Annotated in this window: 14 protein-coding genes; 1 reads left to right on the plus strand and 13 read right to left on the minus strand. The window is 43.7% G+C overall.

Going from position 1 to position 14533, the window contains the following annotated elements:
• Window positions 1–172 precede the first annotated feature (172 nt).
• The 13 genes from G460_RS0109110 to G460_RS0109170 all read right to left on the minus strand — a co-directional run bounded on the left by G460_RS0109110 (window position 173) and on the right by G460_RS0109170 (window position 12564).
• Entirely contained in the window at window positions 173–1348 is a 1176-nt protein-coding gene (locus G460_RS0109110) for a porin (protein ID WP_026955062.1), read from the minus strand.
• Complete coding sequence (locus G460_RS23170) at window positions 1349–1792, minus strand: PepSY-like domain-containing protein (protein ID WP_026955063.1); 444 nt, start codon at window positions 1790–1792, stop codon at window positions 1349–1351.
• 84 nt (window positions 1793–1876) lie between these two features.
• The gene (locus G460_RS0109120) at window positions 1877–3157 is read right to left on the minus strand and encodes a sensor histidine kinase (RefSeq protein ID WP_026955064.1); all 1281 of its coding nucleotides are present in this window, start codon (window positions 3155–3157) and stop codon (window positions 1877–1879) included.
• Complete coding sequence (locus G460_RS0109125) at window positions 3154–3831, minus strand: response regulator transcription factor (protein ID WP_026955065.1); 678 nt, start codon at window positions 3829–3831, stop codon at window positions 3154–3156. Before G460_RS0109125 ends, G460_RS0109120 begins: the two co-directional genes overlap by 4 nt.
• Before the next feature lie 102 nt (window positions 3832–3933).
• Window positions 3934–4818 (minus strand): DUF808 domain-containing protein, encoded by an 885-nt coding sequence (locus G460_RS0109130; protein WP_026955066.1) that lies wholly within the window; start codon window positions 4816–4818, stop codon window positions 3934–3936.
• 95 nt (window positions 4819–4913) lie between these two features.
• On the minus strand, window positions 4914–7373 hold the full coding sequence (locus G460_RS0109135; RefSeq protein ID WP_026955067.1) for a glycoside hydrolase family 95 protein: 2460 nt from the start codon (window positions 7371–7373) through the stop codon (window positions 4914–4916).
• Between the two features lie 64 nt (window positions 7374–7437).
• Window positions 7438–8025, minus strand: coding sequence for a dephospho-CoA kinase (gene coaE / locus G460_RS0109140; RefSeq protein WP_026955068.1), 588 nt, complete (start codon window positions 8023–8025; stop codon window positions 7438–7440).
• Window positions 8018–8986 carry a YbbR-like domain-containing protein gene (locus G460_RS0109145; protein WP_245578718.1) on the minus strand — a complete coding sequence of 323 codons (969 nt, stop codon included), beginning with the start codon at window positions 8984–8986 and terminating at the stop codon, window positions 8018–8020. The genes coaE and G460_RS0109145 overlap by 8 nt, the downstream gene beginning before the upstream one ends.
• Window positions 8987–8998: 12 nt before the next feature.
• Window positions 8999–9310 carry a preprotein translocase subunit YajC gene (gene yajC / locus G460_RS0109150; protein ID WP_026955070.1) on the minus strand — a complete coding sequence of 104 codons (312 nt, stop codon included), beginning with the start codon at window positions 9308–9310 and terminating at the stop codon, window positions 8999–9001.
• Window positions 9311–9313: 3 nt separating this feature from the next.
• Window positions 9314–9856: a DUF1573 domain-containing protein gene (locus G460_RS0109155; RefSeq protein WP_026955071.1), complete on the minus strand. Its 543-nt coding sequence runs from the start codon at window positions 9854–9856 to the stop codon at window positions 9314–9316.
• Between the two features lies 1 nt (window position 9857).
• The gene (locus tag G460_RS0109160; RefSeq protein WP_026955072.1) at window positions 9858–10154 is read right to left on the minus strand and encodes a YtxH domain-containing protein; all 297 of its coding nucleotides are present in this window, start codon (window positions 10152–10154) and stop codon (window positions 9858–9860) included.
• Window positions 10155–10161: 7 nt separating this feature from the next.
• Window positions 10162–11346 (minus strand): transcription antitermination factor NusB, encoded by a 1185-nt coding sequence (nusB, locus tag G460_RS0109165; protein WP_026955073.1) that lies wholly within the window; start codon window positions 11344–11346, stop codon window positions 10162–10164.
• 117 nt (window positions 11347–11463) lie between these two features.
• Window positions 11464–12564: a Glu/Leu/Phe/Val dehydrogenase dimerization domain-containing protein gene (locus tag G460_RS0109170; RefSeq protein ID WP_026955074.1), complete on the minus strand. Its 1101-nt coding sequence runs from the start codon at window positions 12562–12564 to the stop codon at window positions 11464–11466.
• Between the two features lie 147 nt (window positions 12565–12711).
• On the opposite strand from G460_RS0109170, the gene G460_RS0109175 reads away from it, so the two are divergent.
• The gene (locus G460_RS0109175; protein ID WP_026955075.1) at window positions 12712–14508 is read left to right on the plus strand and encodes an ABC transporter ATP-binding protein; all 1797 of its coding nucleotides are present in this window, start codon (window positions 12712–12714) and stop codon (window positions 14506–14508) included.
• The last annotated feature ends 25 nt before the right edge of the window (window positions 14509–14533 follow it).

A 14533-nucleotide genomic window follows, 5' to 3' on the forward strand; every position in this document is an offset into this window, starting at 1 on the left:
AGTACTTTGGGTACGTAGGTTTCCATGTTTGGAAAAAGGGGCTTGTTTTAAATCCAATTGCAAAATTCTAATCTTTTTTATTCTCAAAGGCATCAAATCGAGAAATCTAATTTTGCGGTAAAGATCGGTCAAATCTTAATTTTAAGGCTCTTATTTCCTGTCAAATAGTTTTTTAGAATTTTAATTGAGCCTGAATTCTCATCAGACTTCCTATTTGATGATTGATGGGATTCTGAAAATCTTCATACCTCCTGTCCAAAAATGTGTATTCTACCAAGAATTCGAAATGAGGCAAAGGATGGCATTCGATTCCGATTTCTGTGTCTTTGACAGTATAGCTTCGGGCATCCAATTCATGCTTTTTGCCTCCGTCATAGTATTGCAATCGCACAAAAGGATAGAACTGTTGGTTCCATTTTTCGAAAAAATAAGAAAAAGTTGCATAGCCGCCTTCAAGATGATTTACTTGGATCGAGTTGCTTGCTTTGTCAAATTCTGGTCCTCGACCCAAATTGTATTCGGCCTGTATGCCGAAAGGCTGAGGATAAAGTACAAAGGATAATGCGGTTCTTTGGTCCAGGTATCCCGACTCGTTTACCTGGATTTCAGGGCTGTGATTCGTGACCACGTATCTTCCTGTGTAGGCCTGAATCCCGGGCTCTATCACTTGATTTCCCATTTTTAGGGGGTAAGAAAAACGGGTGACCAGGTGAAATTCATTATTTTCATCTAGTTTATTCGCGGTTTGTCCATTGTAAAATCCCAGCGCAAAAAGCCCAAAATCACCTCCGCTCAAACCAGCTTTTCGCAGGCTTTTGATAAGCTTTCTCTTTTCTTGTGGTGCCCAGAAAAAGAAAACGCCCAGATCCCGCTCATCTTTCACGGCACTGTTGAGCGCATCATTTCTATCCAGAGGTAGTCGGTTGCTGCTTGACTGCATATTTTCAAATCCGTATGGGACCTTGCTTTGTCCGATTCGAACCCTGAACTCATTCCTTTTGTCAAGTCCCACATCGAGGTAGGCGTCTTTGAGTTGACCAACATGATGATCTCCTCCGATGGATTTGGCAAAATCAGGTTGAAAATAGAAATACACTCGAGGGGAAATCTGCCCCTTGATGGTAAATCGCAGGCGGCGAAAAGAAATTCCACCTCCTTCATGCCCCCAAGATTCATCACATTGCTCGCATTCCAGATTGGGATTGCTCTCAAACAAGCCGTTGTATCGGATCTGCATGTAGCCACCAATTTGAATGTTTTCAAACCACTTATTGGTTTTGCCTTTTTCTTGTGCCAGCAGTGAAAAATTCACTGCCAGCACTAAAACTCCTAATAAAATCAGACGCATTTAATCAGCCTTTTTGCTCAAAATCATTCCTTTTGCATCTATCACAAGGTCAAAGTCCTGCTTGGTTAAAGCATTGAGCTCCAGCTTATAGACTATTGTTCCTTTGTCAGTTATTCTTTCTAAGTCATCGAGGGAATAGCCTTTGAAATCGGCTTTTATTTTGTCTTTGACAGCTTTGGGTAAGTCATCTTCCGAAATGTCCTCTTTGTGTTTGAGGATTTTCCCCTCGGCATTGTACCAGATTTCGTGATCTACATTCCATCCAGTTTCGAATTCCACCTGATAGAGATCTCCTTTTATCTCCCAATCGATATCTGAGGCTTTAGGATATTCTGTCTGAAATTGATTGAGAATCACAGAAGGGACCTGTTGAGTCAGAAGGTCTTGTGCTTGGGTCAGTCCAACTATTGTCAGAGTAGCGACCAATAGAATTTGCTTTTTCATATCCTTGTTTTTTTAAGTTGATATGCCAAAACAAAGACCTGAGATGGGAAAGAATTGGGAATAAGACGGAGGCTAGAGAAATTTTCAGAAAAATCTCAACTCAAAATGGTGGAGGTCTTCTGCGTAGCGATACTCGATCTCAAAAGAATAGAGTTTGCAAATAGCTTTGACAATGGCCAAGCCCAAGCCAGTGCCTGATGCTGTACTTTCGGATTTATGAAAGCGGTGAAAGATCAGCTCTTCAGCCAGAGGCTGACTGATACCTGAGTTGGAAATAATGAGCCGATCAGGATGAATTTTTATAAGAATCCTTCCTCGCGGCTGATTATGAGAAATAGCGTTTTTTAGCAAATTGCTGAGAACTGTAATTGCGAGGTTGGGGTCCATGGAAACCTTGACTTCACCCAATTCTTCCAAGGAAATTTCTATTTGTTTGACAGCTGCTATTTCCTCGAATTCTTCCAAGATTTGATGGCAGGCTTGATTAATGGAGACTTCCTGATTGTCGAGAAATTGTTTGTTTTCGATTTTTGAAAGAAGAAGTAGGGACTTATTCAGCTTGATAAGTCGCTGGATGATCTGGAAAATTTCAGATACTTTCTCAGCGTCTTCCGCTTGGAGACTTTCCTTTTCCAAGAGGAGTTCCAGCTTGCCGGTTAGCATAGCCAAGGGAGTTTGGAGCTCATGGGAAGCATTTCCGATGAATTCTTTTTGCTGCTCAAAAGTAGAGATGCTATGCTGCAGCAAGGTGTTGACTGCTTGCTGGAGGTCCAAAAATTCTTTGGTTTGGGTAGAGACATGTGGCAAGTCTTTGGTTTTTCCTAACCTGAATTTTTTCAATTGATGAAGCAGCTGGTAAAATGGCTTCCAGAGCTTTTTCAATACCAAATTGTGAATGACTATCATGCTCACCAGGAGGACTAAATAGAGCCAGATCACATCCCACAGGAGTTCTTTGATCAGATCGTCTTCTTCCACCATGGAATTGGCGACGTGAAGCTGGTAGTATTTTCCATCTATTTCAAAAGCCGTGGTCAGCAGGCGGACAGGTTCTGGTTCGGGAGCCTGATCATCGGCGTCCTGCATGTAGATAACGGTATCTTGATAGGTGTCGTGAAAGGAAAGTGCCTCCGATCTGGTGATGCTTGAAATCGTAAAAAAGCTTTCGTCAAAATACTTCTTGGAAAGAATCGTACTGTCTTCTTGGGCATTTTGGATGATGATCCGCTTTGAGTTTTCCAGGCCCTCGTCGATGCTGCTTTTGATTTCCTGGAGCATGTTGAAGTAGAAAATCACTGCCCAGATGCTGACTATTCCTAGCGTGGAAATAGATACATACCATAAGGTTTGGTTGAGCAGTTTCATTTTTCTACCAGTTTGTAACCTATGCCATAGATGGATTCGATTTCCACACTTGCCTTCGCATCATGAAGCTTTTTTCGGAGATTTTTGATTTGATAGTACACAAAATCAAGGTTGTCCGATTGATCAGCAAGATCTCCCCAGACATGCTCAGCCAAAGCCGTTTTACTCACTAGTCTATTCTTATTCAGCAGCAGGTAGTTGAGCGTGTCAAACTCCTTCCTGTTGAGGCCGAGTGGATTTTGATCGATGTGGACAAGTCTTTGGGAAATATCCAGTGTGAGATTGGCCGCTTGGATACTGTCTTTCCCTTCCAGTTTTTTTCTTCGGAGGACGGCTTTGACTCGGGCTGTAAGCTCGGCTAGGTGAAATGGTTTGCAGAGATAGTCATCTGCTCCAAGTTCCAGTCCTTGGAGTTTGTCATCCAGTGAGTCTTTGGCCGAAATGATGATGACATTTTCACTTTTTCCATGATTTTTGAGCTCCTGTAGGAGTGCTAGCCCACTGCCTCCCGGAAGCATGATGTCCAGTAGGATGCAGTCATAATCATAGACAAAGAGCTTTTCTTGAGCAGATGAAAAGTCAGATGCTGATTCGATCAGAAATTTCTCTTTTTCCAATGACTCGCGGATATTGGCGAGGAGGGAAGGTTCATCTTCGATTACCAGGATTTTCACGGCTGTAAGTTGGGAGAAAAATCTGGAAAGAAATGGGAATCCGTTTGTTTTGGCGCTTGAGAGATCGTGTAGAAATGAGCGAAACTAGTTTTTATAACTTTTTCAATGTTCTTTATTTCCGATTTTAAATAGCTTTTTGACTCCCATCACTAGGATCAAAGTCACAAAGCCAATCACTATACCATAGAGGAACTCTTGTAAAAAACCTGGAATCGCCTCAGGAAGCAGGTGATGGAAAAGATCGATTTTATGGGCAAAAATACCTCCGGAGACTAAGAAGAGTGCGATCGTACCAATAAACCCGAGCGCCTTGATGACCACAGGAAGTGCATTGACCAATGTGCGGCCTACCTTGTCCGAGAAGCTGTCAGTTTCGTCATTGTGGTCAATGAGCTTGTATCCAAACTCATCCATTCTGACTATCAGCGCCACGATCCCATATACACCGACTGTCGCTAGGAGGGCGATGATAGTGACGACCATGATCTGGGTACTGATCGGAGATCCTTCTACCGTGCCGAGTGCGATGATGATGATTTCTACGGATAGGATGAAATCTGTAACGATAGCAGATCTTACTTTTTCCTTTTCTCGCTTGAGAATTTCTTCTTTGCTTAGTTTTTCGTCCAAGTCCACTTTGGATTCATGATGGTGGGGGACGAAATATTCATATATCTTCTCAGCTCCCTCATAGGCCAAGTAAAGCCCTCCTAAGATTAGAATTATCGTGACTGCTATCGGAAGAAATGCACTGAGCAGGAAGGCTACAGGCAGGATTATCACTTTGTTGAGCAGGGAACCCTTGGTGATGGCCCATAGCACGGGTAGCTCCCTATCTGAGACAAAACCAGATGCTTTTTCTGCATTGACAGCCAAATCGTCCCCTAGGATTCCAGCGGTTTTTTTGGCAGCAACTTTACTCATGACTGACACGTCGTCCATCAAGGTGGCAATATCATCCAGTAGTGCAAATATTCCTGAAGCCATTCGGTATTAGATTAAGATTTTCTGTCTGAAGATACGTGTGCTGACCTGTAAGCCCAAAGCATTTTTTACATTTGGTTTGCAATGGGGATATTGGCTTAGTTTTCCTGGTATTCTATTTTTTGTAAGAAATAGTTTCCTGACTTTTCAGTTTCAAAAGTCACCAGCTGCGCTTCTGAGCTGAGGTTTTCGGCAAGAACTTCCTCTGAACTGTCCATGATTTTCATGCCTTCCGGCAAAAGGAAACTACAAGGCTTCCCCAATTTGGAGATAAGTTGTCCCTCTTGAACTTTGCCATTTTCCCATACAAAATCCACAATAAATCCACCTCTGGCGCGCATTCCTGTCAGTTCTCCTTTCTGCCAATCCTGATCCTGCGGCAATGCAGACAAGAGTCGAATGGTTTCATCCTCTCCATGGCTTTGGAAAAGCATCTCGGAGATCCCAGCTGCTCCACCGAAATTGCCATCGATCTGGAAAGGCGGATGCGCGCAGAATAAGTTGGCGTAGGTGCCTCCGTTGGACATCACGATTTTATCCCCGCTGTCCCACACAGGCTCTAGGAGTTTTTTCAAAAGAACCAAGGCATGATCTCCATCTCCAAGTCTTGCCCAAAAATTGATTTTCCAAGCTCGGCTCCAGCCTGTGCCGCCATCTCCTCTTTGGGCCAAAGTTTCTCTTACGGCCTGCGCCAGATCCGGGCTGTCCCATGGTGTGATTTCGTCATACGGATGTAGTCCATAAAGATGCGAGACATGTCTATGCTGAGGTTCGGCGTCTTCCCAGTCTTCTAGCCATTCATTGAGATCTCCTTTTGCACCGATTGTATTGGGAGCAAGATTCCTTCTTTTTTCATCCAGTTCTTTAACTAGACCCGAGTCAAGACCTAGGATTTCGGCGGCTTGAATGGTGTTGCCAAAAAGCTCACGTGCGATTTGCATATCGATGGTGGGGCCCATCGTCGTGAACCCACTGAATCCATCCGGCATGCGATAGGAATTTTCCGGAGAATTAGAAGGAGCGGTGACAAAGTAGCCGTTTTTGGGTTCTTTGATAAGCACTGCAGCCAAAAACTCAGAAGCTCCTTTAAGTACTGGATAGTACTCTCTGAGAAATGTCGTGTCACCTGTAAATCTAAAATGCTCCCAAATGTGCTCTGTCAACCAAGCGCCTCCGGTCATGGTCGAACCCCAATTGGCTCCTTCTCCAGGAGAAGTATATCTCCAAGGATTTGAAATCACATGCGCTACCCAGCCCGGAGCATTGTAATAGGCACGGGCAGTTTTAGAACCATTCTCCACGAGGCTTTTAGTAAAATCATGAAGCGGCATGGTCAGGGCTCCCAAGCCCACTGCCTCAGCATGCCAATAATTCATTTGCACATTGATATTGAGATGGTAGTCTCCATTCCATGGTGTTTGATATTCCTGAGCCCAGATTCCTTGGAGATTGGTTGGGAGTTCACCCGGCTGGGAGGAGGAGATTAACAAATACTTGCCATAGTTGTAGTAAAGAACCGGAAGCTGTGGGTCACTTTCTCCCTTTGAGTAGCGCTCCAATCTCTCTGGAGTGCTGAGTTTATCCAGGGCTGAAAAGGAATCTCCCATTTGAAAAGAGTTGCGCTTATACCAGGCTTGATAGGCTAGAATATGTTTCTCTTTGGCACTTTCGAGGTCAAAGTTGTCCAGAGTTTTTTCTACCTTTTCCAGAGGGTTTTCAGCTCTCAAAGAAGGATTTGAGATGTTGTAATCCGTAGCAGCTGCTAGAATTAGATAGCATTCGCTGGAATTTTCAACTTGGATTTTAGAGCCTGACGCCGAAACTTTTCCATCATTGGAGATTACCCGAACTATGGAGGCAAACTTCATTCCTCCTTGATCTTTATTGGGGAGCTGCCCCATCATCTTAAGCTGAGTACTTCCAATCACATTGATTTCTGCATGCTCTTTTCTTTCTATCGCCAAGTGAAAATTCAAGCCATTTTTCTTGGTCGAGCTCAATCGGATGACCATCACTTGATCAGGGATGCTGGAAAATGCTTCCTGGATGTATTGATTTCCATTTCTCTCCCAGCTGACCGATGAGATGGCATTCTCCAGATCCAGCACTCTCTTGTATTTGCTAAATTCACCCAAAGTGTCCTGCCAGGTGATCCACAGATCCCCCAAGGTCTGATAGGCTCCATAGTGCTCATTGGCGCCTGTTCCATAGCCGGACCCAACTCCTTTGCTCACAAAATTTTGCTGGAGCAATTCTTGGGCTTCCTGATTTTTTCCTTGCAAAAGCAAAGATTGGATAGGTTCCAAATATTGAAATGCATCCTCCCGATCTGCATCCTGCACACCACCGGACCAGAGAGATTTCTCATTGAGAATGATCCTGTCTCGAGTGGGATCTCCAAAAATCATAGCCCCCAGTCTGCCGTTTCCGATCGGCAGAGACTCTGTGAAATTGGAGGCAGGTTTTTTAAATAATAGGCTTTGGGCGGGGTCCTGTGCGAAAGTTTCTATAGAAACTAGACATAAGACGGCAAAGAGAAAAAAGCTAGTTCGGGGCATGTAGATTGATTTTCCTCAAAACTATCAGTTAAATCCGAAGAAAATCAGATGAATCATCGAAAAATCAGTCGATTAATTTTTGATGGATGGACAGCACTTGGGGAATCAGCATTTTGCTGTCGGTATTTTTGATGACAAAGTCGGCCAGTTCATTTTTTTGCTCATCGGGGAGCTGCTGATCAATGATCTGATTGACCTGATCCAAACTTCTCTGAGGGTCTCTCATCAAAACTCGGGACACCCGTACTTTGAGAGGGGAACTTACATTGATGACGGCATCCAGCTTTTTTTCTCCTCCAGTTTCAAAAATGAGTGCGGCTTCTTTGAGCACATAGGGAGTTTCTTGAGAAGCTGCCCACGTTTCAAAATCTTTTCCTACCGCAGGATGGACGAGATTATTGATCGTTTTGACTTTTTCAGGGTCTGAGAAGACTGTTTTGGCAAGAAACTCTCGGTTGAGATGCCCTTCTGATGTATAGCTTTCCGACCCGAATTTTTCAATTAGTTGGGTTTTAAGCTCTTCTTGATGATTCATTAGCCACTTGGCTCGATCGTCCGCATAGTAAACTGGAATGCCGAGAATTTCAAAAATTTTTGCGACGGTGGATTTTCCGGACCCTATCCCCCCAGTGATTCCTACTCGCTTAGTCATTTTCGTAAATCAGATTAAGAAGGGAAGGTTCGATCCTTACTTGATCGAGATATTCAGGCATAGGTCGGATCTGTACAGAAATGGTTGAGTCTTGCTTGTTTCTTTTTCCGTAGTCCAAAATCGCTTCGAATTCCATGTCCTTGAGTTCTTCGGTAAATCTGGCATCTACCAGATAATACATCATGATGGTAGGATCCTCTTCCTCGAGAGTGACTGTGCGAGGGAAATTGATTTTTTTCACTTTCAGTCGCTTATTCCCTTCCATGAATCCAATGACATCCAAGTTGACCACGATAGTCTCTTCTGTAATCGAAAGATAGTCTTCCAAATCGCGAGGTACCTCGAGCGAAACTTCTTTGCTCATAGCGCCTGAAATTCTACTTTCATTAAGCTGAACAGGAAAGGTTCCTTCGAAAATTTCCAAAATAGAGCTAGGGCCGGAAAGCGTGATGCGTTTGGGTTCAAATGTGGGATCGTCTGCCAAGCGGTAGTTTTTACCTAGGGTATAGCTTAGGGAATCTAATGTCGGGGTGAGCTGGACGGTTTGTATTTGGTCAATTTCATATTCCAGCGAGTCATTGACCATGGAGATCAATTGAGTCGGTGCCAAAAATTCAGATAATCCTCTTTTCAGGTCAGAGGTCAGCAAAAAAGCTTTTGAACTAGGGTTGTCCAGTTCGATAGGGTAGGGAGTGTTATTGATTTTAAAATACTTTCTCAACAGGTCCCATCCATTGCCACTGATTTCGATCTCTACGCTGGAAGGGAGCTTGCCTACAGCCATATATTCCTCCTGGTCAAAGACAAATTCGACGGGGAAATCGACAATAGTCGTATAGTCGTCCTTGTTGAGGGCGTTTAAAATCCAAAAAGTGGTAGCCGCTGCGACGCAGAGGACTACCACTTTGAGATTAGAGAGTTTTTTAGGAGAAATCCCGGTTGGGGATTTTTTAATTTCCACCAAAATTCAATTTTATTTTGTCGTTTTCTTAGAGAAATCCAGTGAGATGGCGGACTTTTCGACTTTGACTTTGAGGCCTCTGTCTAGTTCCAGTGTGATGGTGTCTCCTTCGACGGAGCTGACTTTGCCATGGATACCTCCGATGGTCACGACTTCATCCCCTTTTTTGATTTCTTCGATAAATTTCTTGGACTCTTTTTGTTTTTTCTGCTGAGGACGGATCATAAAGAAATACATGATCAAGATGATCGATCCAAACAGGAATACCTGTCCCATGATACCTGCGCCGCCTCCTGAGACTTGCGCCAAAATTGTTGCTGTCATTGATTATTTTTTAACTGGACCTACTGGAGTGGCAGCACCTGCGGCTTTAGGAGTCACGGTACCTTTCATTCTTAGTCTGGTCACAGTAGGGTTGGTATTTGCTTGGATAGTCACAGTAGGAGCCTGAGAACCTGATTTTGCAGTGGAATTAAACACCACTTTCACGTAGCCTTCTTCTCCTGGATTAACTGGTGTTTTGGTCCAGTCAGGGCTAGTACATCCACAGGATGCTGTGATATTGGAGATGACCAATGGCGCTTGTCCGTTATTGGTAAAGTTGAAAATGTGTTCTACTACTTTGCCTTCGTTGATAGTACCGAAGTCGTGCTCCATCTCCGAAAATTCAAAGCCGCCTAAAGTGCTCGGATCGGCAGTTTGGGTAGCTTGCGCATTCACAGGTGTGATGGATGAGCCTTTGGCCTCCAACTGTGCAATTTTCTCTTCTAGTGCTTGGATTTTATCCTCTTGATCGCTTTTAGGGCTACAAGCTGATCCTAATGCTACCATTAGTCCCAGAGCAGCCATGCTCATGATTCTAGCTTTCATATCAGTCTTTGTTGATTTGGTCGATTAGTTTGTTTACGTCATTGAGCAGGTTTTCTGCTTTATTTTTGGCGTCACTGATGACACGCTTGCCTTCAGTCTTGGCCTCATTGAGATGAAGCTCTTTGCCTTCTACCAGCTCCTCGATCAAGTCTTCCAGCTCTTTTTTATATTTGGAGAGCCTGTATGACAGTCGATCTCGGGTATTGGACCCAGTGTCTGGGGCGAAAAGTACTCCCAAGGTGGCTCCGATACCGGCGCCAAGTACAAAGGCAAGGAGTGAATTACTGTTTTTGCTCATAGTTTTATTATTTATTGTCTAAAAGTCCACGTCCACTTTTACGGATTTTTCCGCTTTCGGTTAACTCTTTAGCCATCACATCAAGTAGCCCATTGACAAATTGCTTGCTTTTAGGAGTACTGTATGTTTTGGAGATATCAATGTACTCATTGATACTTACTTTTACTGGAATACTTGGGAAATTCTGCATTTCGGTGATTGCCATCGATATGATGATCTTATCCGTAAAGGCTAATCTGTCAATATCCCAATTCTTGGTTTTCTGAGCGATAAGGGCTTTGTTTTCCCGGTCACTCTGGATGGTGAAGTTAAAGATATTTTGAAAAAACTCCTTATCCTCGTCCCAGTTCATAGCGATCTCAGGCAATTGGCCATTTGAACCCTCATCTAGAGAGGCTGCATTTTTCAGAACTTTCGAAGCGAGACTTCTGACCACAGATTTGTTTTCTGTCCAATTGAGGTCTTTTTCTGAAAAGAAATTCAGAAGGACTTCGTTTTTGAAAATGATTTTTTTGAGTAGCTCATCAGCCGCTTTGAAATCATCTTCTAAGCTTGGGTCTGTGATTTTGAGATAGTCTTGATATTCTTCAGAAGGCTTGATATAGTCTCTAAACCATTCTTTGATTTCCAATTCGATGTCTTCCAGATCCACATTGTTTTTGGCGACTGCTGCCCGATAGACATCTGATTCTCTCAGTCTCGCCAATACTTGGTTATTGGCCAAATTGAGGTCGCTCGAAAAACCAACGGCTCCTTCTCCTTGGAATTTTTTCTTTTTCTCAAACTCTCTGCCGACATGGACGGCAAATGCCTGAAGCAACTCGATGGCGAAGATGTAGAGCTGGGGGATTCTCTCAGCAGAGACAACCATGTTTTTGATCAAAAATTCCTGATCTTTTTTGTTTGCCTGATGGTACTGCTGAATGGCTTCCAAAGCCACCTTCTTGATTTTTGGATTGTTTTCCGAGTCTTTGATCGGATCATTGTGGGTCAAGTTTCGCTCGAAAACCTGAATGGTGGCTTCTGCATCTCTGTTTAGAGCGGCTTTGTCCTGCACCTCCATACTGTTCAAGTCGGGTAGAAATGATTCCCTTATGAAATCTTTTGCAAGGTTGAAATTGGACCCCTTGCACTGCTCATAGGCATAAAGGTTCTGAAAAGCTTTGACCCTGAGGATTCTTCTATTTAGCATAAGTCTAAGAAACGAGCTGTAAATATAGGTATTTTGAATGGGCTTACCCCACCCGAATAAGGACAAAAAAACCACCAGAAGGAGCTTCCGGTGGTTTAAGCTTATGTTATGATTCGATTAGAAGGAGAGTTTGACTCTGCCGATCGCTGCGATTCTTTCTTTGGCAGCTTCGATAGCGGCCTGCTGTGCAGGGATATTTTCGTTTTGGGATTTGTCCAAAATGCTCAAGCAGGTGTCATAGATTTTTTCTGTCTGTTTGTAGACTGTCTCCCGATTATAGTCTCCTAGGTATTCTGCTCCGACATTGATTACTCCACCGGCATTGATCAGGAAGTCTGGAGCGTAGATGATTCCTTTTTCAAGCAAAATTTTCCCATGTTTTGCTTCATCTTTGAGCTGATTATTGGCTCCGCCTGCGATGACTGCGCACTTCAATCTGTCAATAGTGCTGTCATTGATCGTGGCACCTAGCGCGCATGGGGCATAGATATCCATGTCCATGTCATAGATCACATCTGGATCGACCACAGTGGCTCCAGTTTCTTTAGCGACAGCTTTTAATTTGTCTTCAAAGATATCTGTAATCATCACTTGAGCACCTTCTTTGATGAGGTGCTGGATCAGGTAGGTGCCAACTTGGCCTACTCCTTGAACACAGATTTTCTTGCCCTCTAGAGAGTCTTTTCCAAAAGCTTTGTGAGCAGCAGCTTTGATTCCCATGTATGTGCCATAAGCAGTCACGGGGCTGGGATCTCCACCACCACCTTTGATTTCCGGTAGACCGGTGACATGTCTCGTCTCCATGGCGATGTATTCCATGTCGGAAGTTTTCATATTGACATCCTCAGCTGTGACATAGCGGCCTCCCAAACTCTGGACAAATCGTCCGAATCTTCTTAGGAAAGCTTCGTTTTTCAGCTTAGGATTACCGATGATCACGGCTTTTCCACCTCCCAGATTTAATCCGGCCAGGGCATTCTTGAAAGTCATGCCTCGGGATAGTCTCAATACATCCGTGATAGCTTCCTCTTCTGTAGCGTAAGGCCACATGCGGGTGCCGCCCAATGCAGGTCCCAAAGTAGTGTTGTGAATCCCGATGAGGGCTTTGAGGCCGGTGGCCTCGTCATGACAGATCACGAGCTGCTCATGATCCATTTGTGTAATCTGTCCAAAGATGGATCCTTCTTTCACGGTTTCTGAAGCTTTAATCTCTAACATGTGAACTTCGCTTTTTAGAATGTGTTATATTTGGGTTGTTTCCTTTGTGAAAAGACCGGTACAAAATTAAATACTTTTATTGGCCTTCAAAGGATTAATATACCTAGAATAATCAAACTAATTTCTCGATTTTAAAGTTTTTATTTGGTGAAGCCGCTTTGGAGACTCAATAAATATTTATACAAGTACAAGGGATTGCTGCTGTTGGGGATACTATTTACGGTGATTTCCAATGTGTTCGTAATAATCCCTGCTCAATTGGTGCGATTAGCCATAGATTATGTGGTGGAAAGTTTTTCCATTTTCAGGCCTTTAGAGCTCTCAGGAATGGGCGATTTGGCTCGGGATAATTTTCTAAAATTCGTCGTAGTATTTGGTGTTTTGATTCTGGTGATGGCCTTGCTGAGAGGATTTTTTCTTTTTCTCGTGCGGCAGACGATCATCATCATGTCCCGTAGGGTGGAGTATGATATCAAAAATGAAATCTACGAGAAATATCAAAGTTTGCCATTAAGCTTTTATCGCAAAAACAGTACGGGAGACCTGATGGCGAGGATCACGGAAGATGTGAGTCGTGTCCGGATGTATCTTGGTCCGGCGATCATGTATGGGATCAGTTTGCTCACTCTTTTTCCCATGGTTATTAGCTATATGCTGATGGTGAATGTGGAGCTGACGATTTATGTCCTATTGCCTTTACCGGTGCTGTCTGTAAGCATTTATTTTGTCAACAATCTGATCAATGAGCGATCCGAGAAGATCCAAAGAAGTCTGTCAGGTCTAAGTACTTTTACCCAAGAAGCCTTTTCCGGCATTCGGGTGCTCAAAGCTTTTGTCAGAGAAAATGACAGCGTCCGAGATTTTGCGGATGCCAGTGAGGACTACAAAGAAAAATCAATCAACCTGACGCGCGTCAATGCCTTATTTTTCCCATTGATCATGGGGCTCGTGGGTATCTCTACGATTGTGACGGTCTATATCGGCGGTTTGCAGGTGATCAATGGAGAGATCGGGTATGGTGTCATTGCAGAATTTATCCTTTATGTTAATATACTGACCTGGCCAGTGACATCGCTTGGGTGGGTGACTAGCATTGTGCAGCGGGCAGCAGCCTCGCAAACTCGTATCAATGAATTTTTGGATGAAACCAACGATATCGTCAGTACTGAAAACAATGTGGATCCTATCCAAGGAAGCATTGCAGTCAAAGATGTGAGCTTTGTCTACCCTGATTCTGGGATTCAGGCCCTCGATTCGGTTAGTTTCGAGATACAGGCTGGGCAGACATTGGGTATCATTGGGACTACAGGATCTGGAAAGTCTACCATTGCCAACTTGCTGATGAGAATGTATGATCCTAGCAGTGGGTCGATCCAGATAGACCAGAAAGCGATTGAGGCATATGAGATTTCTCATTTGAGAAAAAACATCGGTTATGTGCCTCAAGATGTCTTTTTGTTTTCAGATACGATTGGCAATAACATCGCTTTTGGAATCGATAGTCCCGACCCGGACATCATCCATCAAGCGGCCAAAGATGCAGATGTCTATCAAAACATTGTCGATTTTCCAAAGGGATTTGAGACGATGCTAGGCGAGAGAGGGATTACTCTTTCGGGAGGTCAGAAGCAACGGGTTTCTATCGCAAGGGCAATCGCCAAAGAACCCAAGATTTTGATTTTGGATGATTGTCTTTCGGCTGTGGATACCAAAACAGAAAATGTCATCCTCAATGCCCTTAAAAAAATCATGAAAGACAGAACCTCTGTCATTATTTCTCATCGGGTCTCTTCCGCCAAGCTGGCCGATCAGATCATTGTCTTGGACGAAGGTAAAATCATCGAAAGAGGCAATCATCAATCTCTGATGAAACTCAAAGGTGTCTATGCCGAGCTCTATGAGAAACAAACCCAAGCTGGCGAATCAGTAGACTCGAACCTTTAAGTCTTTGCTATTTTTTGAAAACTGT

Source organism: Algoriphagus vanfongensis DSM 17529 (assembly GCF_000429465.1).
Lineage (GTDB): Bacteria > Bacteroidota > Bacteroidia > Cytophagales > Cyclobacteriaceae > Algoriphagus > Algoriphagus vanfongensis.

Bases quoted from the DNA above. Each gene is read 5' to 3' on its own strand.
- G460_RS0109110 (WP_026955062.1), bottom strand. From the start codon at position 1,348: ATGCGTCTGATTTTATTAGGAGTTTTAGTGCTGGCAGTGAATTTTTCA.
- G460_RS23170 (WP_026955063.1), bottom strand. From the start codon at position 1,792: ATGAAAAAGCAAATTCTATTGGTCGCTACTCTGACAATAGTTGGACTG.
- G460_RS0109120 (WP_026955064.1), bottom strand. From the start codon at position 3,157: ATGAAACTGCTCAACCAAACCTTATGGTATGTATCTATTTCCACGCTA.
- G460_RS0109130 (WP_026955066.1), bottom strand. From the start codon at position 4,818: ATGGCTTCAGGAATATTTGCACTACTGGATGATATTGCCACCTTGATG.
- G460_RS0109135 (WP_026955067.1), bottom strand. From the start codon at position 7,373: ATGCCCCGAACTAGCTTTTTTCTCTTTGCCGTCTTATGTCTAGTTTCT.
- coaE (WP_026955068.1), bottom strand. From the start codon at position 8,025: ATGACTAAGCGAGTAGGAATCACTGGGGGGATAGGGTCCGGAAAATCC.
- yajC (WP_026955070.1), bottom strand. From the start codon at position 9,310: ATGACAGCAACAATTTTGGCGCAAGTCTCAGGAGGCGGCGCAGGTATC.
- G460_RS0109155 (WP_026955071.1), bottom strand. From the start codon at position 9,856: ATGAAAGCTAGAATCATGAGCATGGCTGCTCTGGGACTAATGGTAGCA.
- G460_RS0109160 (WP_026955072.1), bottom strand. From the start codon at position 10,154: ATGAGCAAAAACAGTAATTCACTCCTTGCCTTTGTACTTGGCGCCGGT.
- nusB (WP_026955073.1), bottom strand. From the start codon at position 11,346: ATGCTAAATAGAAGAATCCTCAGGGTCAAAGCTTTTCAGAACCTTTAT.
- G460_RS0109170 (WP_026955074.1), bottom strand. From the start codon at position 12,564: ATGTTAGAGATTAAAGCTTCAGAAACCGTGAAAGAAGGATCCATCTTT.